Raw genomic sequence first — 19852 nt, 5'->3', positions numbered from 1 at the left:
GCCAGCACATCGCCGCCACCGACCACGTCGGCTCATCGGCGTCCATCCTCATCGTCGCTGCTTCCTTCGGTCGTCGTGCCTAGGACCCGTCGGGCCGCTCCGCCAGGATCTCGTCGGCGGTCCGACGTCCCGATCGCACAGCGCCTTCCATGTAGCCGCTCCACTCGGTGGCGTACTCGGCACCGGCCCAGTGGATCCGGCCGATCGACTCACGGAGCACGGGTCCGTAGCTCGTCCAGACGCCGGGCCCGAAGCCGGCGCCGTAGCAGCCTCGGGTGAACTCCTCGGCGCTCCAGTCCTTCTCCAGGTAGTTGTCGGGCTTCAGGGCCTCCGCGCCGAAGTACCGCGCGAAGCACTTCAGCACCGCGTCTCGACGCTGTGGGGCGGACAGGCGCTGCCACCGTCGCGCCTCGCCTCCCTCGACGAAACCGAGCAGGACGCCGATCTCGGCCTCCGGCGGAGACACATCGAAGGTCACCTTGATCGGGCCGTTGTCGGAGATTGCCTGGCCGTTGAGGCCCTTGTCGCGCCAGAACGGCGTGGCGAAGCTCGCGAAACACTTGACCACGGTCCCCGCAGGGACACGCTGAGTCAGCTGATCGCGCCAAGCCGGGAGGACGGGGTCGTACTCCAGCCGCCCTGCCAGCGTCGGCGGAAGGGCGACGATGATGCGTCGTCCCGAGTAGACCTGGCCGTCCCTGGACGTCGCGGTCACGCCGTGGTCATGCTGGCCGACTCGGGCGACAGGCACCCCGAGGCGAACATCAAGGTCTGCGGCGAGGCGTTGCGAGACGAGCACCGACCCGCCGACGACCCTGTCCTTCTGCGCTCCCTTGTCGGTGGAGGCCAGGGTCTCCAGGTCGCCGTTGCTCGCGGTGTAGAAGAGCGTGTGGAGCAAGGACAGATCGGTCGAGTCCGCCGAGTAGAGGGCCTCGGCGAGGACGCGGAAGTACGAACGGCCGGACGACGTCCTCAGGTTGCGACGGACCCAGGACTCATACGTCTGGCCGTCGAGCTCGTCTGCTCTGGGGTGTGCCCAGGGCCGCTCCGGATCGACGCCACGAGCGAGCTTCTCGTACCGGGCGAGGCCCTGCGCCAGGTCGACGAGCGCGATCGGGTTCAGCTTCGGCGTCGCACCTTTCCTAGGAGGTAGGCGCGACTGCTTACCGCCGAGCTCCAGGACCAGTGTCCCGGCATCGTTCCAGGTCGGAAAGGTCGCCAGCCCCAGCTCCGAGACCAGCTTGTACATCTCGGTGTGGCCTTCACCCAGCCAGGTGCCGCCAAGTTCGATCGGGTGCCCATCCATGGTCCCGCCCTCGGTCCGGCCACCAACCCGATCCCGGGCTTCAAGGACCACGACGGACTTGCCGGCGGCGGTCAGCTTTCGGGCCGCACTCAAGCCGGCCAGTCCTGCTCCCACCACGATCACGTCAACATCGGACACCGCTTCACTCCTCGTATTCATTCAGTCGTATGACTGAGTTCAGACGATAGAACCGATTCCGGACTTGCACAAGGGGCGGCTACGACCCCACACGTACCCAGCGCACCCTCGCCTGGCAGCGCGTGTCGGTCAGGCGCGGTGGACTCCCGGCTGCCCGCCACCTATGCCCGCGACGGTGACCAGCATGTCGATCATTCCGGCCAGATCCTCCTGCGACCGAGCAGCATTGGGATCACAAACGTGCTGAAGGATAAGTCCGTCGATTCCGGCGACCACGAGCCGCGCAAGACGCGCGAAAGGCATCGCACACGTCTCCCCTGCGTTGCTGGCCGCCTGCTGACACCACTCAGCAACGACATTGGCGTAGCGCTCGTACTGCCACCGCGCCAAGCCTTCCTGCCCGGCCGCCCGGAGCGCGTAGGTCGTCAGCTCGTACTGCATGAGCTGCAGTCCGGTGTGCCCGGCCACAAGGCGGGACCAGAAGGTGCGGAGTCCGACTCGGATCGCGTTCTCGAGCCCGCCATGCAGATCCGCCGAGTCCTTGAGCACCTCGGCGATCTCTTCGACGACATCCTCGATGACTGCACGGAGCAGCGACTCCTTGTTGGGAAAGACGTACTGCATCGTCCCCAGGGGCACGCCGGCCTCCGCCGCGACCGCACGCAGCGACGTCTTCGCGACTCCATGCTGGGACAGCGCGATGCGGGCGGCTGCGATCAGCTGCCGTCGTCGGACTTCAGCTTCGAGATAGACCACTGGTTCCCTTCCTCTCAGTCAACTGACCGAAACTTTGCCACAGTCCCTTGCGGGATTGCTTCCTCGGTGCCTACGGTAACCACCTCACAGTCAGTCGCATGACTGAATTGGTCCCGTCGCGGAAGGAACCAGCGATGCCATCTCCGGAATCCACGAATTCTCGGAACCGACACCTCGATGAAGGTGCGATGGGCACGGCGGACATCGTGTTCTTCGTCTTGGCCGGCGTCTCCCCCATGGGCGTCGTCGTCGCCGTGCTCACGATCTCGGTGGCTCTGGGCAACGGCGCGGGCGTTCCGGGCGCCTACCTCGTCGCAGGGGTGATCCTGGCGCTCTTCAGCGCGGGATACGTGCGGATGAGCCGGCGCATCATCAACGTCGGTGGCTTCTACACCTTCGCTCGCGAAGGCTTGGGCGATCGCATCGGCGGCAGCACCGCATACGTCGCGCTCCTGGCCTACAACACGATCACGGTCGGTATCTTCGGAGCGCTCGTGTACTTCGGCGCCGAGGTGATGACCGAGCTCCTGGGCCTCACCGTCCCGTGGCAGGCCTTCGCAGTGGTCGCCTGCCTGGCCGTGGCGGCCCTGGCCTACTTCGAGGTCACCCTCAGTGCCAAGGTCCTCGGTGTCGCGCTCGGCCTTGAGGTGCTGGTGCTGCTCGGCTTCGACATCGCGGTCCTCCTCGAGAAGGGATTCCACGGCTTCTCCCTCGACGTCTTCAGCCCAGGCGTTGTCTTCGGTAGCGGATTCGGGATCAGCCTGATGCTCGCGTTCGGGTCGTACGTCGGATTCGAGGCCACCGCGCTGTACGGCGAAGAAGCGCGCAGTCCCCGACGCACCGTCCCGCGAGCGACGTACATCTCCTTGGGCCTGATCACCGTCTTCTACCTGATCACCACCTGGGCATCGATCTCGGCGTGGGGCGCTGATCAGGCGCAGTCAGCCGCCTTGGCCGCTGCGGGCGCCGGCACGCCGGAGACGTATCTCCTCGACAAGAGCACCGACCTCCTGGGTCAGGGCTATACCGACATCATCGGGATTCTGGTGATGACCAGTCTCTTCGCGGCCTTCCTCGCCTTCCACTGCAACACCGCTCGCTACCACGTGGCGCTGGCCCGCGACGGCCTTCTCCCGCGGGCCCTGGCCCGGACCCATCCCAGGTACGGATCTCCCGTCACCGCCAGCGGAGCGCAGCTGCTCCTGGTCGCCGTCGTCACCTTCGCCTTCACCCTCTCCGGCCAGCATCCCTATCTCGGCATGGGGCTCACCCTCTACGGGCTCGGCGTGCTCGGCATCGTCGCCCTCCAGGGCATCGCTGCCTTCTCGATCACGGGATTCTTCCTCCGTGAGCGCCAAGGCGAGTCGGTCGCCGGCGCGATCGTCGCCCCGGCCGTCGGTGGCCTCGGGCTGCTCGCGGGCCTGGTCCTGATGATCCGCAACTACCCGACTCTCACCGGCCTAGATCTCGCTTGGGTCAACGCACTGCCCTGGACGCTGCTCGTCGCGGCGGTGATCGGCGCGCTGGCCGCAGGCCGCCTGTCAAGAACGCGGGTAGGTGCTGAAGACCACGCATCCCAGGCAAGTGCCCGTTCCCGAAGCTGACGTCGGCACGCGTTGCCACCGACCCGTCACCCACCCCAACCACTCAGAGGAGATCCTCGCGTGACCATCACGACCACTCCGCCCAGCGTGACCACGACTCCGGTCGCACGCCAGGCCGACGAGCTCTACACCGACGTCCTGAGCCCGGCCGACGTACGCGAGGTTCGTGCTCGCGTACGCGAGATGGCCGACCAGGTGGTCGCCCCTGCGGCCCACGCCATAGCGGAGGGCGACGAACAGGTCGAGGGCTTCCCGCGCGATGTCTTCGACGAGCTCGCCCGGCGTGGTCTGTATCGGATCCCGTTCGGCGAGGAGGTCGGCGGAGACGGGCTGGCTCACCCCGCGGCCGCGACGGCGGTCGCGGTCGAGGAGCTCGCCTACCACTCCAACAGCATCGCGGCGGTCTTCGACGTGCACTGCATCCTCGCCGGGAACGCGCTGCGGCACGGGACCGAGGCGCAGCAGCAGCGCTGGCTCCGCCCCCTGGTCTCCGGCGAGATCGTCGGCGCGTTCGCCACCAGCGAGCCCGCGGCGTCCAGCGACCTGTCACCGAGCGCGATCCAGACCCGAGCGTTCTGGGCGGGGGACGAGTGGATCCTGAACGGCACCAAGCGCTGGATCTCCAACTCCCCGGTCGCCGCCTTCATCGTCGTTCTCGCCGCGACCGAGGACGGCCTGACCACCTTCATCGTCCCCACCGACGCGCCGGGCGTGCACGTGGGCACTCCGGACCGCAAGATCGGCAACCGCGGACAGCTGACCGCCGACGTCACCCTCACCGACGTACGTCTCGACGACTCGGCCGTCCTCGGTGGACACAACCAGGGTCTACGGATCGCGCTGCAGACCCTGACGTACGGGCGGATCGGCATCGGCGCCGCCGGCGTCGGCATGGCCCAAGCGGCGTTCGACCAGATGGTCTGGCAGCTGCAGAACCGTCACGCCTTCGGCAAGCCGCTCGGCGCCAACCAGCACTGGCAGTTCCAGGTCGCCGAGTACGCGACACAGCTCGAGGTCGCCCGCACCACCTACCTCAAGGCGGCTCTCCGCTTCGACAGCGGCGTCGCGTTCCCAGAGCCCGAGGCGGCCATGGCGAAGCTGCTCGGCACGCGGCTCTCGGTGGACATCGCCAGGGATGCCGTGCAGATCTTCGGCGGCGCCGGGTTCACCCGGGAGCGCGGCGCGGACGGCGCCACCTCGGTCGTGTCCGCGATCTACCGCGACAGCAAGATCGGCGAGATCTACGAGGGCGCCAACGAGATCCAGAAGTGGGTCATCGCCCGTCGGGTCCTCGGCCGCGACATCACCGGTTGAGAGGGAGAACAACACCATGACGCAGCAGCCAGAGGACTTCCGGACCGCCACGGTCGCCGTGGTCGGCGCCGGGATGTCAGGTCTCATCGCCGCCCGCGCGCTCTATCGTCAGGGAGTCGAGGTCGTCGTCCTCGAGGCCGCCGATCGTGTCGGCGGCCGCATGTGGGCCGAGACCACCGCGCTGGGATCGCGCCTCGACATCGGCGGCCAGTGGGTGGGCCATGGTCACCACCGGTTCGAGGCACTCGCCGAGGAGCTGGGCGTGACCCTGTTCCAGATGGACACCCCCAAGCAGCCCGACTTCGTCCACGGTCACGCACGCATCGCGCCGCTGGCTCTGCCGCTGCTCGCATCGGCCGCCGCGCTCCTGCGCTGGGAGCTGGCCGCACGCGGGCGGAGCACGCCCCGTCGCTGGTCGAGCCTGACCTTGGCCGGCTGGCTGGACGAGAAGGTGCCGTCAGGCACCGCCAGGCGCGCGCTCGAGGTCATCGTCGCTGCCTCGACCTGCGCCGACACCGACACCTATTCCCTACGCTCCTTCATCGACGTGATCCGCTACCAGGGCGGGCTCACCGGAATGACGAAGACCAGAGGAGGCGCGCAGGACAGTCTCGTCGTAGAAGGCGCAGGCACCCTGACGGATCGGCTCGCCCAGGAGCTCGGCCCGCGGGTGCTCACCGACAGCAGGGTCACGCACATCCACCATGACGACGACGGCGCGACCATCCGTACGTCCGCCGGAGTCGTGCGCGCCGACAAGGTAATCGTCACGGTGCCACCGCCGATGACCGCCTCGATCACCTTCGAACCAGCGCTTCCCACCGCTCGCCGACAGCTCGTCGAGAACACGGTCATGGGCACGGTCTACAAGGCGATCGCGGTCTACGAACGGCCCTTCTGGCGCGACCGGCGACAGCACACCGAGTTCATCGTCCTCGACGAACCGGGCGCCGCGGTGTTCGACACCTCACCTCCGGACGGCCCAGGCCACCTCTGCATGCTCGTCCCTGGACGCGAGGCCCGCACATTCGACGCGCTCAGCGAGGACCAGCGGAGATCCACACTCCTCGAGACGCTCCGGCACCACCTCGGCGATCAGGTACTCCGGCCGGTGGGCTGGCACGAGAAGGCGTGGCACCTCGACGAGCACGTCGGTGGCGGCTACGCCGTGCTGCCGAAACCCGGGACCGAGGATGCGACCTTCCCGTTCCTCCACGCTCCCGTCGGTCCGCTCCACTGGGGCGGCACCGAGACCGCCTCCGAGCACGCCGGCTACATCGAGGGCGCCATCGAGTCCGGCGAGCGGGTCGCGAACGAAGTCCACATGGCTCTCAGGGGAGCGTGACGAGATGAAGTTCTCCGACTTCCGCGACGGTTTCCGCGCGGAGCTCGCGAACCGCGAGTTCGCACGGCGCGCCATGGCGATCCTCGCCTCTCGCACGGGTCACCTCGAGTCGAGCCCGTTCTGGCAGGCCTACCACCGGCTCGAGGAGCACAACGCTCCCCGCTTCCGCGATGCCGCAGAGCGCATGCACATCCGGATCACCAGTCATCGGCTCGCTCGCACCCGCGGCTGGGTGGTGGGACACCTCCCCACCCCGCTCCTCCCCGAGTTGCTGCGGTTCGCCTACCCCCGCACCATCGAGTACGCCGAAGATCTGCGGCGGCTCAGCGAGGCGGGCCCCGCGGCCGAGCGCGAATTCCTCGACTACATGGTCCGGCAGGAAGACCTTCAGGTGCAGATGATGCATGCCTCGTTGCGCAGGGAGTACGCCCAGATCACAGAAATGATCGACTCTTTCCTGGCGCGTGAAGGCCGATAACGCCGTCCGCACAGAGCACGAACTCTGTGTTCGACCATCGAGGACGCCACCGCAGACGCTCGCGCAGCTGCAGGCCAGACAAACATCCGCCCGTGACCAGAAGAAGGTCACGGGCGGATGCTCGGATGATCCGTCTACAGGTACTGACCCGTGTTGGAGACCTGCTCGATCGAACGGCCGGGCTCGGTGCCCTGCTTGCCGGTGATGAGCGTGCGGATGAAGACGATCCGCTCGCCCTTCTTGCCGGAGATGCGGGCCCAGTCGTCGGGGTTGGTGGTGTTGGGGAGGTCCTCGTTCTCCTTGAACTCGTCCACGCAGGCCTGGAGCAGGTGCTGCACCCGCAGGCCCTTCTGGCCGGAGTCCTCGCCGGAGTCCAGGAAGGACTTGATGGCCATCTTCTTGGCCCGGTCGACGATGTTCTGGATCATCGCGCCGGAGTTGAAGTCCTTGAAGTAGAGGATCTCCTTGTCACCGTTGGCGTAGGTGACCTCCAGGAAGCGGTTCTCCTCGGACTCCGTGTACATCCGCTCGACGACCGTGCGGATCAGCTCGTCGACGGTGGCCTGCTTGTCGCCGTTGAACTCGCCCACGTCGGTCGGGTGCAGCGGCAGGTCGGGGACCAGGTACTTCGAGAAGATGTCACGAGCACCCTCGGCGTCGGGGCGCTCGATCTTGATCTTCACGTCCAGACGGCCCGGGCGCAGGATCGCCGGGTCGATCATGTCCTCACGGTTGGAGGCACCGATCACCAGCACGTTCTCCAGAGCCTCGACACCGTCGATCTCGGAGAGGAGCTGCGGGACGATGGTGTTCTCCACGTCGGAGGAGACACCGGTGCCGCGCGTACGGAACAGCGAGTCCATCTCGTCGAAGAAGACGATCACCGGGGTGCCGGCCGCGGCCTTCTCACGAGCCCGCTGGAAGACCAGGCGGATGTGGCGCTCGGTCTCACCGACGTACTTGTTGAGGAGCTCGGGACCCTTGATGTTCAGGAAGTAGGACTTGCCGTCCGCTCCCGTCTTCGCGGCGACCTTCTTCGCGAGGCTGTTGGCCACAGCCTTCGCGATCAGGGTCTTGCCACAGCCCGGAGGACCGTAGAGCAGCACACCCTTGGGCGGCTTGAGCTGGTGCTCGATGAAGAGGTCGGGGTAGAGGTAGGGCAGCTCGACCGCGTCCTGGATCTGCTCGATCTGGCCGGCGAGGCCACCGATCGACTCGTAGGAGATGTCGGGCACCTCCTCCAGCACGAGCTCCTCGACCTCGGACTTCGGCACCTTCTCGTAGACATAGCCCGATCGTGGTTCGAGCAGCAACGAGTCACCCGCGCGGATCGCGTCCTGCAGGAGCGGCTCGGCGAGGCGCACGACCCGCTCCTCGTCGGCGTTGGCGATCACCAGGGCGCGCTCACCGTCGGCGAGCAGCTCCTTGAACATCACCACTTCGCCGACCTTCTCGAACTCCATCGCGGCCACGACGTTGAGCGCCTCGTTGAGCATGACCTCCTGGCCATAGCGCAGCTCGTCGAGGTCGACGTTGGGCGATGCGGTCACCCGGAGCTTGCGCCCACCGGTGAAGACATCGATCGAGTCGTCCTCGTTGCGCTCGATGAAGGTGCCGAAACCAGCGGGCGGCTGTGCCAGCCGGTCGACCTCCTCCTTGAGCTTGATGATCTGGTCACGGGCATCCCGAAGCGTCACGGTGAGTCGCTCGTTCTGCGACGTCACGGCGGCCAGGGAGCGCTGCGCGTCAGCGAGCCGCGCCTCCAGGCCACGCGAAGATCCGGGCATCTCGGTCAGTCTGTGCCGCAGGTCGGTCACCTCAGCTTCGAGGAAACGGACATGACTCTCGAGCTCCTCGGGGCTGCGCCCCTCGGAATGGAATCCATCGGATGTCGACATCAGCACACCTCCTCTACTCCCACGACCCTACAAGGGTGAGGGGCAGGAGCGGAGAAGGATTTACCGGTGTTGGACACTATTCGGTCGACTTCGGCCGAGTTCGTGTCGACCCGTGGCACGCCGGAAACACACAGTGCCGCGGAGCACGCTCAGTCCAGCTCGGCGCCGTCCTCCGGCGCGGCGCCGGGAACGACCTCAGCGACGGGCTCGGGGGCCGGCATGTCGGCCGGCCGCGGACCCGTGTAGTCAGGTCCGTACGCCCCGGGGGCAGGTCGACGCGTCTTGCGCGGCGCGCGCTCGCCCGGTGCCAGCCGCCGGGCCGTCACCAGGAAGGCGGTGTGGCCGATCATCTTGTGGCCTGGCCGGACCGCGAGGCCCTCGACGTGCCAGTCGCGCACCAGCGACTCCCACGCCTGCGGCTCGGTGAACCCGCCGTGGGCGCGGACCGTCTCGACGAAGCGGGACAGCTGGGTGGTGGTCGCGACGTAGGCGCAGACCATGCCGCCGGGGTAGAGCGCCTCGGCCGCCGCGTCGACGCACTCCCACGGAGCGAGCATGTCGAGGATCAGCCGGTCGCAGCGGATCTGCTGGCGCGGCAGCTCCTCCTGGAGGTCTCCCAGGTTGAGCGACCAGCTCGGGTGGGACTCCCCTGCCGGCGTACCGAAGAACTGGTCGACGTTCTTGCGGGCGACCTCGGCGAACTCCTCGCGGCGCTCGAAGGAGGTGACCTTGCCGAACGGGCCGACCGCGCGCAGGAGCGAGCAGGTCAGGGCGCCGGAGCCGACCCCGGCCTCCACCACGGAGGCACCCGGGAAGATGTCGGCCATCGCGACGATCTGGGCGGCGTCCTTGGGGTAGACCACCGCGGCACCGCGCGGCATCGAGACCACGAACTCCGACAGGAGCGGGCGGAAGACCAGGTACTCCCCGCCGGTCGAGGCGGTGACCGTGAAGCCCTCCTCGCGGCCGATCAGCTCGTCGTGGTCGATGTGGCCCTTGTTGGAGAAGAAGCGCTTGCCGGCGACGAGCTCGAAGTTGTGGCGGCGACCCTTGGTGTCGGTCAGCCGCACCCACTCGCCCTCGCGAAGCGGCCCGCGGTGAACGCCCGCTCGGGCCTCGGCCGGAATGTCTGGAATATCAGCGCTTGACACCCGCCGAGGCTACCCGTTCTCCCGGCCAACCCGGCAAACCGCGATCGCTCACGCCCCCGCGCGGAACGCCGCGTCGACGTCGGAGGTGACCAGGACGCCGTAGATCGAGCCGTCGGGCTCGACCAGGAGGTATTCGGGTGCCGGGGTCTTCGAGATCGCCTGGATCAGGGCCTCCCCGTCGATGTCGGCCGGCAGGGTGAGGCCGTCCTCGAGCCGACGGGTGACCGTCGAGGTCGCCATCCACGGGCGGCGGTCCTCCGGGGTCGCCAGCAGCGCGCCCTCGTGGACCAGGCCGATCGGCTCGCCGCCGCTGGTCACGGTGACGATGCTGCCGGCCTCGGCCTCCTGGGCGCGGCGCACGGCCTCGGCCAGGGGCAGGTCGGCGGGCACGGCCAGGGTGCGGCGGGCCAGGTCGCGGGCGACGAGGAGCGGGAGCCGCATGCGCGCCCTGGCCGACATGATCGCCGCGGAGGCACCGCTCCAGAGGAAGACACCGAGGATGACCGCCACGATGTAGCTCGTGAGGCGGGGCTCGACACCGAGGATCTGGCCCTGGATGAAGGGCCACAGCAGCACGACGACCGCGAGCACCCGGCCGGCCCAGCCGGCGACGATGCTGCCGCGGTTGATGTTGCCGGTCGCGCTCCACACGCCCGCCTTCAGCAACCGGCCACCATCGAGGGGCAGGCCGGGGACGAGGTTGAGCACCCCCACGAAGAGGTTGGTGATCCACAGCCCGGTGACGAACATCCCGATCAGGCCGCCGGGGGTGAGGAAGGAGACACCGAACGCGGCCGCGGCGACGGCGAGCGAGGCCAGCGGCCCGACCACGGCGATCCAGAACTCGTGAGCGGGCTTCTTCGCCTCGCTCTCCACCGCGGTCGCTCCTCCGAGGAAGTGGAGCATGATCACGCCCACGGGGTAGCCCAGACGCTTGGCGACCACCGCGTGGGCCGCCTCGTGCAGCAGCACCGCGCCGTAGAGGACGATCGCGAAGGCGAAGCCCGCGACGTACGCCAACCAGCCCAGGCCCGGCTCCACGGTCTCGATCTCCGGCGCCATCCACCAGGCGATCAGCGCCGCGATGAGGAACCAGGACGGGGTCACCAGGACGTCACTGCCAGCGACGGAGCCGACCTTGATCGTGCCCGGGACCCGGGAGGTGGGCGCCGGCTCTTCGACCGGCTTGTCGCCGCCGGGGCGTGGGTCAGGGTCAGCCACATCCCGAGCGTACTTGAGCGGCGGTTGTCAGGTGGTGCCGACCCGGATTGTCGGTGCTTGCGAATAGTCTCGACATCCATGAGCACCTCACCTGCCGAATCGCTGTCGACACCGGTCGACGGCGTCAACGTGCTGGGGTCGCTCTCACCGAGCCGCGCGAGCGACTTCACCTCGTGCCCGCTGCTCTACCGGTTCCGCACGATCGACCGGCTGCCCGAGCCGCCCTCGGAGGCGGCCGCCCGCGGCACCGTGGTGCACAAGGTGCTCGAGGACCTCTTCGACCTGCCCGCGCCCGAGCGCACGCCGCGGCAGGCGAGGTCGATGGTGGAGCAGGCGTGGGAGGACGTACGCAGCCTGGACCCGGCGCTGGCGACGCTGTTCACCTCCGAGGCCGACGAGGCGCAGGAGAGCTGGCTGGAGTCGTGCCGGCAGGTGCTGCGGCGCTACTTCGACCTGGAGGACCCGCGCCGGCTGGAGCCTGCCGAGCGCGAGCACTACGTCGAGGCGCTGCTCGACTCCAAGCTGCTGCTGCGAGGGTTCATCGACCGTGTCGACGTCGCCGCCGACGGCCGGATCCGGGTGGTCGACTACAAGAGCGGCCGCGTGCCGAGTGAGGCGTACGAGGCGAAGGCGCTGTTCCAGCTCAAGTTCTACGCCCTGGTGATCTGGCGGACCCGAGGCGTGGTGCCGGCGATGCTGCAGCTGATCTATCTCGGCTCGGGCGACATCCTGCGCTACGTGCCCGACGAGGCCGACCTGCTGGCGACCGAGCGCAAGGCCGAGGCGATCTGGCGAGCCATCCGCACCGCCCAGGAGACCGGGGAGTGGCAGCCGAGCCCGGGGAAGCTGTGCGGCTGGTGTGCCCACAAGTCGCTGTGCCCCGCCTTCGGCGGCACTCCTCCCCCGCTTCCGGCGACCTCGGGCCCCGTCGCGGCGGGCGACGACCTCGATCTCGACTAGGGTCCTAGGCGCGTCTACCAGGATCGGCCGGTTGCGGGAGTTATCGTCGCGACGAATGTGACGGATGCGCTCGGCTGAGGAGGTGCGGCTGCTCGTGGGCTCGACGGACTCGACCAGCGCGAGCGCGACCTCGTCTCGGCACCGTCCCGACATCCAGGGGCTGCGCGCCATCGCGGTGCTCGCGGTCGTCGCGCTGCACGTCGGCTTCGGGTCGCTGACCGGTGGTTTCGTCGGGGTCGACGTCTTCTTCGCGATCTCGGGCTTCCTGATCACCCAGCAGCTGATGCGCCAGGTCCGCACCGAGGGCCGGGTCAGCCTGCTCGGCTTCTACGCGCGCAGGGCCCGCCGGATCCTGCCGGCCGCGACCCTGGTGCTGCTCGCCACGGTCGTCTACGCGGCCTTCTTCCTCGGTTTCGTACGCACCCGGGAGATCGCTCTCGACGCGCTGTGGTCGGCGGCGTTCGCCGCCAACTTCCGGTTCGCGTCGCTGGAGACCGACTACTTCTCGGCAGCGCTGCCGCCCTCGCCGCTGCAGCACTTCTGGTCGCTCGCGGTCGAGGAGCAGTTCTACCTGGTCTGGCCGCTGATGATCCTGGGCTGCCTGTGGGCGATGAAGTGGCGCGGCCGGAGGGCCCCGACGGAAGCCCCTGCCAACCCCGATCTCCGTGGACGCCGACGGGTGCTGGTCATCGCGCTCGGCGTCGTCATCGTGGCCTCGCTGCTGGCCTCGGCGGTGCTGACCCGGACCAGCCCGGAGGCGGCGTACTTCTCCCCGTTCACCCGTGCCTGGGAGCTCGGGCTGGGCGCGATCGCGGCGATCGCGTTCCGTGACGACGGGCCACAGGACGCCACCGCGCGGTGGCGGGCGCAGGTGCTCTCCGCGTTCGGGATGTTCTTCATCGTCTGCGCCTGCCTGCAGTTCAACGACGCGACCCCGTTCCCGGGCACCCCGGCGCTGGTGCCGGTCCTCGGCAGCGTCTTCATCATCGTGGCCGGCACGCTGTGGCACGGCCCGACGGTGGTCGGCCGGCTGCTGTCGGTGCCGCCGCTGCAGGTCGTCGGCAACTGGTCCTACTCGCTCTACCTGTGGCACTTCCCGGTGCTCGTCCTGGCCGAGCTGCAGCTCGGCCGCGAGCTGCACTGGTGGGAGCAGGTGCTCCTGGTGGCGCTGGCGTTGGTGCTGGCGGGACTCTCCTACCACTACGTCGAGCAGCCGTTCCGGCGCGGCATCCTGTGGCGGCGCCCGGCGTTCGGTCGAGCCGCCACGCTGGGGCCGGTGGCGCTCTACCCGCTGAGCATCACCCTGGTCGCGGTGACCTGCTTCGGCGCCAACACCTACGCCACCGGGACCGCGCGCGACGGCTACCAGCCGGCGATCACGCTGGCCGAGGCCGACTCCTCCGGGTCCGCCGGACCGCCCAAGCAACCCGACCGGCCCGCGTCCAGCGCAGCACCACCTGCCGCCAAGGCACAGGAGCCCGACCCGCTCCCGGCGCTGCTGAAGGCCTCGGTGCTCGCGGCCCGCAAGAACCAGGCGATCCCCACCAACCTCAAGCCGGGTCTGACCAGCCTCTCCGACGACGTCGAGTCGGTCGGTGAGTGCAACTACTACGCCACGAACGTGCGCAAGCTCTGCCCTCGCGGTGACGAGGACGCCGAGAAGACGATCGTGGTCATCGGCGACTCCCACGCCCGCCACTGGACGCCCGCGGTCGAGGAGATCGCCGAGCGCTCCGGCTACCGCGCCTACATGCTGGCGATGCCGCAGTGCACCGTCTCGCTGGTCACGCCCGACAAGATCGACAGCACCGAGCCGATGACATCGTGCGACGACTTCCACGACTTCATGCTCTCCTCGGTCAAGAAGCTCCGCCCCGACCTGCTGCTCATCTCCTCGCGCCCGATCAGTGCCGCCTACCACGACTCCTCGGGACGGCACACCGACCGCACCGACGTACGCCGCGCCGTCTACCGCGGCTACCAGCGGCTGCTGGCCCAGGTGAAGCCCGCCGCCAAGCGCACGGTGTGGCTGCGCGACGTACCGGCGCTCGAGTTCGACCCGGCCACGTGCCTGAGCAGCAACAAGACGCTCGCGCCCTGCACCTACAAGCCGCTCGAGAGCCAGCAGGACGGCGCCGACCTGCAGATGCAGGCGGCCAAGTCGGCGCGCGTCGAGACCGTCGACCTGGACGACCTCTTCTGTGACAGCGTCGGCATCTGCACCACCGTCGTCGGCGACACGATCACCCACCGCGACGGCCACCACCTCACCGCGACCTACTCCAAGGAGCTCGGTCGCACCCTGGGCGAGCGCCTCGAGGTCTGGTGAGGCTCACCCGGCGTCGGGCTCCGGTGGTGCTTCCGCGCCGTCGCGCTCGTCCCGGTCGGCCCACTCCAGCAGCGGCTCGATCGAGAACGGATGGTCGTCGATGTCGGCGTGCAGGTCACCGATCTCCGCGAACCGGGCCGGCACCGTACGCATCGTGAACTCGCGCGGGTCGACGTCCTTGGTCTCCTCCCAGGTGATCGGGGTGGAGACCCGGCCGTCGGCGACGCCGCGGATCGAGTAGGCGCAGGCGATGGTGTGGTCCCTGGTGTTCTGGTTGAAGTCGACGAAGAGCTGCGCCGGGTCTCGGTCCTTGCGCCACCAGGCGGTGGTGACCAGCTTCGGTGCCCGGCGCTCGACCTCACGGGCGAAGGCGTGCGCGGCGCGGCGTACGTCACCGAAGCCGTGCTCGGCCGGGATCCGCACATATACGTGCATCCCCGAGCCGCCGCTCGTCTTCGGGTAGCCGACCGCGCCCAGCTCGTCGAGGAGCTCGCGGACGACGCCTGCCACCGTCTGCACGGTCGAGAACGGGCACTCGGGACCGGGATCGAGGTCGATGCGCCACTCGTCGGGCTTCTCGGTGTCCTCGCGGCGGCTGTTCCAGGGGTGGAACTCGACCGTCGACATCTGCACGGCCCAGATCACCGCGCCAAGCTCGGTCACGCAGAGCTCGTCGGCGGTGCGACCCCAGCGCGGGAAGTAGAGGCGTACGGTCTCGACCCAGTCGGGAGCGCCCTGGGGCAGCCGCTTCTGGTGCACCTTCGGGCCCGCCAGACCCTTGGGGAACCGGTGCAGCATGCACGGCCGCTCCCACAGCGCGTTGACGATGCCCGGACCGACGGCGAGGTAGTACTGCGCCACGTCGAGCTTGGTCGCACCCGTCTGTGGGAAGTAGACCCGGTCGGGGTTGGAGATCCTGACGACGCGGTTGTCGACCTCTATCTCCACCGACGGCGATGCCTTGGCCATGCCCGCCAGCGTAGGCGCTGAGATGATGTGGTGAAACGAAACTCGCTCATCCGGATCCTCACGGGGGTGTCACGTGGACCTCGCGCCGAGGCGTCGAAGGGATGTGAGCACATCGACCGCGAGGACTTCCACCGAGGAATTCGCCGACTTCGTCCATGCGACGGGCGGCGCGCTCTACCGCACCGCGCTGCTGCTGACGGGTGACCATCACCTGGCCGAGGACCTGACCCAGACGACGTACGCCCGGGTCTTCGCGTCCTGGCGGCGGGTCAGCAGGGCGGACAACCCGGTGGCCTACGCACGACGTGTGCTCCTCAACGGATTCATCTCCCACCGACGGCTGCGGCGCAACGCCGAGACGCCGACCTCGACGCTGCCGGACGATCCGGGCAGCGATGCCGACCCCAGCGCCCGGATCGACCTGCTTGCCGCCCTGCAGCGGCTGTCGCCGACCGACCGGGCTGTGCTCGTCGCGCGCTACTGGGAGGACCGATCCGTGTCCCAGACCGCTGCCGACCTCGGGCTGACCGAGACGGCGGTCCGCACCCGCTCGAAGCGTGCCCTGGAACGGCTGCGCCCGCTGGTTGCGGACATCTTCCCGGAGAGGACCACCCGATGAACGACCCGATGGACAACCCAGGGACCGGCTTCCGTACGGCGCTGCACGAGCGTGTCGGCGGCCAGCACCCCGACTATGCCCGGCTCTCGGCCGGCGCGATCAGCGCGGGCTCCCGCATCCGACGCCGGCGACGCGTTGCCGTCAGCGTCGGCGCTGCCGCCGCCGTCGGTGCCTTCGCCGCGGGCGGGCTCGGGCTCTCCCAGCTCCTGAGCACGACCGCGGTCGACCAGGCACCGCTCGGCGCGGCCGGCGCGCCGTCGGCCTCGCCGTCGACGGCTCCGCTCGCCTCCGGGCAGAGCCTCGACCTCAGGGAGGGTGTCACGGGACAGGTCGTCACCAACGAGGAGGCGATGACGATGGACATCACGGTGCAGGCGGTCAGCGGTCCACGGGGTTCCGGGGACGGCTTCACCATCGTCCTCTCCGGGCCGGCCGACGCGGTCGAGCAGACCTGGAGCGACGACACGCTTCTCGAGGACTACCCGGGCGTGAGGATCGCCACCCACGGTTCGCGCCAGGGGCTCGTCGACACGGCTCCGCTCGAGCCGCCGGCCGGTTGGACGTGCGAGTGGTACCTGCCCGACGACAAGGCCTCCTGCACGTCCGAGGACGGCGGGGTGGCCGGCCTGGTGATCCGCCCGGCGAAGGAGCACCAGGAGTGGAGCACGAACCCCGAGAAGGCCGGTCCCGGCTCGGGCGCCTACCTCACCGAGGTCCACGGCGACATCTTCATCACCGTGCAGAGCGGGCAGGGCACGACCGACGCCGAGCTCCAGGCGCTCGCCGGATCGCTCCGCTGGGTCGACTGAGCGGCCTCTACGGGGTGCGTCGCAGCAGCGCCAGGAACATCGCGTCGGTGCCGTGGCGGTGCGGCCACAGCTGCACGGTGCCGTCGATCGGTCCGGCGCTGTCGGGTACGTCGCCGACCGTGGCCGAGAGGGGCTCGAGGGTGACGTCGGACCGGCCCTCGAGCACGGCCTGCACCACCCCCTTCGTCTCGGCGAGCACGGGTGAGCAGGTCGCGTAGAGCACCACCCCTCCCGGCCGGGTCAGGTCGATCGCCCGGTCGAGGAGGGAGCGCTGCAGGCCGACGAGTACGTCGAGGTCCGCCGTCGCCCGGCGCCACCGTGCCTCCGGCCTGCGGCGCAGTGCGCCCAGGCCGGTGCACGGGGCGTCGACGAGGACCCGGTCGAACGTCGCGTCCTTGAACGGCGGCCTGGTGCCGTCGCCGGCCACGACTCCTGCGGACCCGTCCACCTGCGAGCCCGAAGACCGCTCGGTCAGGTTGGCGAGGACGAGTCCGGCGCGGTGCGGCTGACGCTCGTTGGCAACCAGCGCGGCACCCCGCTGTGCGGCGAGAGCGGCCAGCAGCGCCGACTTCCCACCCGGGCCGGCACACAGGTCCAGCCACGACTCCGCCCGGTCGTCGGAAGAGTCGACGTCCGCTTCGGCCAGCGCGATGGCGACCAGCTGCGATCCCTCGTCCTGCACGCCGGCGCGCCCCTCGGCGACGGCGGTGATCCCGGCCGGTGAGCCGGAGTCGAGCGTGACCCCGTAGGGCGAGAAGGGCGTGGGCACGCCACCGAGCTCGTCGACCGTCGCCCGCCCCGGACGGGCGACCAGCGTGACCGACGGCGGCACGTTGTCGGCTTCGAGCAGCGCGTCGACCTGGTCGCGACCGACCGCCTCGGCGAGCCGCTCGACCACCCAGCGCGGGTGGCTGAAGGCGACCGCGGCCCAGCCGTCGTGGTCCTTCTCGCGCGCGGGGGCCACCTCGGCGACCCACTCCTCGAGCGGCTTGCGGGTGACCTTGCGCAGGACCGCGTTCACGAACCCCGCCGGCCCCTGGCCGACCTTGGCGCGGGTCAGGTCGACGCTGGTCGAGATCGCGGCATGGTCGGGCACCCGCATGGAGAGCACCTGGTGAGCCCCCAGCCGCAGCACGTCGAGCACCTTCGCCTCGACCTTGGCCAGCGGCCGGTCGATGCAGGCGGCCAGCACGGCGTCGTAGGTCCCCTGCTGCCGCAGCGTCCCCGAGGCCAGCTCGGTGGCGAAGGCCGCGTCGCGACCTTCCAGCCCGAGACGGCCGAGGACGTGGGGCAGCACCAGGTTGGCGTACGCCTCGTCGACCCGCACCGCCTTGAGCACCTCGAACGCGGCGAGCCGAGCCGGATCGACGGGCTTGGTGGCGCCCCGCGGCTTCCCCTGCGGTCGCCGGCCGGCCCCGGGACGCCTGCCCGGCTGTGCCCTATTCGAAGGCGACACCGGACTCCAGACGTACGCCGCGGGCCCAGTCCGCGGCCGGCATCTCCTTCTTGCCGAAGGCCTTGACCCGGCCGAGCCGGACGGCCGTGGTGCCGGTGCCGACCAGGACCTCGTTCTTGCGGACGACCAGCTCGCCGGGAGCCACCTCGTCCTCGGTCACCGTGACCGGGCCGACCTTGAACCGCTCTGCGTCGAGCAAGGTCCAGGCGCCCGGCGCCGGGGTGCAGGCACGGACCTGCCGGTCGATCGCCACGGCGTTCTGCGTCCAGTCGATCCGGGCGTCCTCGACCGTGATCTTGTCGGCGTAGGAGACTCCCTCGGCGGGCTGCTCGCGCGCCTCCAGGGAGCCGTCCTCGATCCCGTCGAGCGTGGAGACCAGCAGCTTGGCCCCACCCTCGGTGAGCTTCTCGAAGAGCGACCCGGCCGTCTCGTCCGGCGCCAGTGCCTGGGTCATGGTGCCGAAGACCGGGCCGGCGTCCATCGCCTTCACGATCCGGAAGGTGGTGGCTCCGGAGATCTCCTCGCCGGCCCAGACCGCGCGCTGCACCGGGGCGGCGCCGCGGTAGGCGGGCAGGAGCGAGAAGTGCAGGTTGACCCAGCCGTGGGTCGGGATGTCGAGGGCCGACTGCGGCAGCATCGCGCCGTAGGCGACCACCGGGCAGCACTCGGGCTCCAGCGCCTTGAGGGCGGCCTGGAAATCGGGCTCGCGGGGGTGCTCCGGCTTGAGCACCGGCACCCCCAGCTCCTCGGCCCGCTGGGCCACCGGCGAGGGCACCAGCCGCTTGCTGCGCCCCTGGGCGGCATCGGGGCGGGTGACGACGCCGACCAGCTCATGACGGGACGCGGCGATCGCGTCCAGGGAGGGGACGGCGACCTCGGGCGTACCGGCGAAGACGACCCTCATCAGAACCCGAACCCGTTCGTCGCGTGCGGCGAGATCTTCACGGTCGGCTTCTCCAGGCCGAACCACTCCGACTCCCGGATCTCCTTCATCGCCGCCTTGCGCGCGGCCTCGTCGAGCCGGTCGATGAAGAGGATGCCGTCGAGGTGGTCGGTCTCGTGCTGGATGGCGCGGGCGAGCAGCTCGGAGCCCTCGATCGTGACCGGCTCACCGTGCATGTCGAAGCCCCTGGCCACCACCGTCAGCGCGCGGCGGCAGTCGAAGGTGATGTCGGGCAGCGACAGGCAGCCCTCTCCCCCGTCCTGGGTCTCCTCCGACAGCGTCAGGTCGGGGTTGATCAGGTGACCCACCTGGCCGTCGACGTACCAGGTGAAGACCCGCAGGCTCACGCCGATCTGGGGAGCGGCCAGCCCGGCGCCGGGCGCCTCCAGCATGGTGTCGGTCAGGTCGGCAACGAGCTTGTGCAGCTCCTTGTCGAAGTCGACGACCTCGATCGCTGGCTTGCGCAGCACGGGGTCGCCGAAGAGTCGGATGGGCTGGACTGCCACTGTTCTCCTAGGTGGTCGAGCTTGTCGGGACCACAATACGTGGGCTGAGC

The 19852-nt window shown here is 69.5% G+C and carries 17 protein-coding genes; 8 read left to right on the top strand and 9 right to left on the bottom strand.

The genetic code is table 11. The annotated features are described in order from the left end of the window. Positions 1 to 79 precede the first annotated feature (79 nt). On the bottom strand, positions 80 to 1444 hold the full coding sequence (locus tag ACZ6WN_RS13760) for a flavin monoamine oxidase family protein (protein WP_465865215.1): 1365 nt from the start codon (positions 1442 to 1444) through the stop codon (positions 80 to 82). A 129-nt stretch (positions 1445 to 1573) separates the two neighbouring features. After that, the gene (locus ACZ6WN_RS13755; protein ID WP_465865213.1) at positions 1574 to 2200 is read right to left on the bottom strand and encodes a TetR/AcrR family transcriptional regulator; all 627 of its coding nucleotides are present in this window, start codon (positions 2198 to 2200) and stop codon (positions 1574 to 1576) included. Between the two features lie 188 nt (positions 2201 to 2388). On the opposite strand from ACZ6WN_RS13755, the gene ACZ6WN_RS13750 reads away from it, so the two are divergent. The 4 genes from ACZ6WN_RS13750 to ACZ6WN_RS13735 are packed head-to-tail and all read left to right on the top strand — an operon-like array spanning position 2389 to position 6941. Next, on the top strand, positions 2389 to 3804 hold the full coding sequence (locus ACZ6WN_RS13750; RefSeq protein WP_465865211.1) for an APC family permease: 1416 nt from the start codon (positions 2389 to 2391) through the stop codon (positions 3802 to 3804). A 60-nt stretch (positions 3805 to 3864) separates the two neighbouring features. Then, on the top strand, positions 3865 to 5118 hold the full coding sequence (locus tag ACZ6WN_RS13745; protein WP_465865209.1) for an acyl-CoA dehydrogenase family protein: 1254 nt from the start codon (positions 3865 to 3867) through the stop codon (positions 5116 to 5118). A 16-nt stretch (positions 5119 to 5134) separates the two neighbouring features. Next, complete coding sequence (locus ACZ6WN_RS13740; RefSeq protein WP_465865208.1) at positions 5135 to 6463, top strand: flavin monoamine oxidase family protein; 1329 nt, start codon at positions 5135 to 5137, stop codon at positions 6461 to 6463. A 4-nt stretch (positions 6464 to 6467) separates the two neighbouring features. Beyond that, a complete protein-coding gene (locus ACZ6WN_RS13735) occupies positions 6468 to 6941 on the top strand; it encodes a hypothetical protein (protein ID WP_465865207.1) in 474 nt (157 codons plus the stop codon). A gap of 134 nt (positions 6942 to 7075) precedes the next feature. Here ACZ6WN_RS13735 and arc read toward each other — a convergent pair whose 3' ends face one another. The 3 genes from arc to ACZ6WN_RS13720 form a co-directional block, all read right to left on the bottom strand. Continuing rightward, positions 7076 to 8839, bottom strand: a complete 1764-nt coding sequence (gene arc, locus ACZ6WN_RS13730) for a proteasome ATPase (RefSeq protein WP_091041342.1) — start codon at positions 8837 to 8839, stop codon at positions 7076 to 7078. 149 nt (positions 8840 to 8988) lie between these two features. Further along, positions 8989 to 9990, bottom strand: a complete 1002-nt coding sequence (locus ACZ6WN_RS13725) for a tRNA (adenine-N1)-methyltransferase (RefSeq protein WP_465865206.1) — start codon at positions 9988 to 9990, stop codon at positions 8989 to 8991. A 48-nt stretch (positions 9991 to 10038) separates the two neighbouring features. Beyond that, positions 10039 to 11211: a site-2 protease family protein gene (locus ACZ6WN_RS13720; protein WP_465865204.1), complete on the bottom strand. Its 1173-nt coding sequence runs from the start codon at positions 11209 to 11211 to the stop codon at positions 10039 to 10041. A gap of 78 nt (positions 11212 to 11289) precedes the next feature. Here ACZ6WN_RS13720 and ACZ6WN_RS13715 point away from each other — a divergent pair, with 78 nt between their 5' ends. Together ACZ6WN_RS13715 and ACZ6WN_RS13710 are read left to right on the top strand one after the other, a co-directional pair. Further along, entirely contained in the window at positions 11290 to 12171 is an 882-nt protein-coding gene (locus ACZ6WN_RS13715; RefSeq protein ID WP_465865202.1) for a RecB family exonuclease, read from the top strand. A gap of 64 nt (positions 12172 to 12235) precedes the next feature. Further along, positions 12236 to 14500 carry an acyltransferase family protein gene (locus ACZ6WN_RS13710; protein ID WP_465865200.1) on the top strand — a complete coding sequence of 755 codons (2265 nt, stop codon included), beginning with the start codon at positions 12236 to 12238 and terminating at the stop codon, positions 14498 to 14500. A 3-nt stretch (positions 14501 to 14503) separates the two neighbouring features. On the opposite strand, the gene ligD is transcribed toward ACZ6WN_RS13710, so the two are convergent. Beyond that, positions 14504 to 15469: a non-homologous end-joining DNA ligase gene (ligD, locus tag ACZ6WN_RS13705; RefSeq protein ID WP_465865198.1), complete on the bottom strand. Its 966-nt coding sequence runs from the start codon at positions 15467 to 15469 to the stop codon at positions 14504 to 14506. A 103-nt stretch (positions 15470 to 15572) separates the two neighbouring features. Between ligD and ACZ6WN_RS13700 the strand changes: the two genes are divergently transcribed. Then, complete coding sequence (locus ACZ6WN_RS13700; RefSeq protein ID WP_465865196.1) at positions 15573 to 16088, top strand: SigE family RNA polymerase sigma factor; 516 nt, start codon at positions 15573 to 15575, stop codon at positions 16086 to 16088. Then, positions 16085 to 16897 carry a hypothetical protein gene (locus tag ACZ6WN_RS13695; protein ID WP_465865194.1) on the top strand — a complete coding sequence of 271 codons (813 nt, stop codon included), beginning with the start codon at positions 16085 to 16087 and terminating at the stop codon, positions 16895 to 16897. The genes ACZ6WN_RS13700 and ACZ6WN_RS13695 overlap by 4 nt, the downstream gene beginning before the upstream one ends. Positions 16898 to 16904: 7 nt before the next feature. Here ACZ6WN_RS13695 and ACZ6WN_RS13690 read toward each other — a convergent pair whose 3' ends face one another. Genes ACZ6WN_RS13690 through def form a run of 3 tightly spaced genes read right to left on the bottom strand, consistent with a single transcriptional unit; the run spans position 16905 to position 19802 of the window. Next, positions 16905 to 18353 (bottom strand): RsmB/NOP family class I SAM-dependent RNA methyltransferase, encoded by a 1449-nt coding sequence (locus tag ACZ6WN_RS13690; protein WP_465865193.1) that lies wholly within the window; start codon positions 18351 to 18353, stop codon positions 16905 to 16907. Further along, positions 18337 to 19257, bottom strand: coding sequence for a methionyl-tRNA formyltransferase (fmt, locus tag ACZ6WN_RS13685; protein ID WP_465865192.1), 921 nt, complete (start codon positions 19255 to 19257; stop codon positions 18337 to 18339). The genes ACZ6WN_RS13690 and fmt overlap by 17 nt, the downstream gene beginning before the upstream one ends. After that, positions 19257 to 19802 carry a peptide deformylase gene (def, locus tag ACZ6WN_RS13680; RefSeq protein ID WP_465865190.1) on the bottom strand — a complete coding sequence of 182 codons (546 nt, stop codon included), beginning with the start codon at positions 19800 to 19802 and terminating at the stop codon, positions 19257 to 19259. The genes fmt and def overlap by 1 nt, the downstream gene beginning before the upstream one ends. Positions 19803 to 19852 lie beyond the last annotated feature (50 nt).

This window comes from Nocardioides sp. NPDC054178 (genome assembly GCF_055585005.1).
Note: the sequence above shows the minus strand (reverse complement) of the source record. Positions and strands in the feature narration are given on the sequence as shown.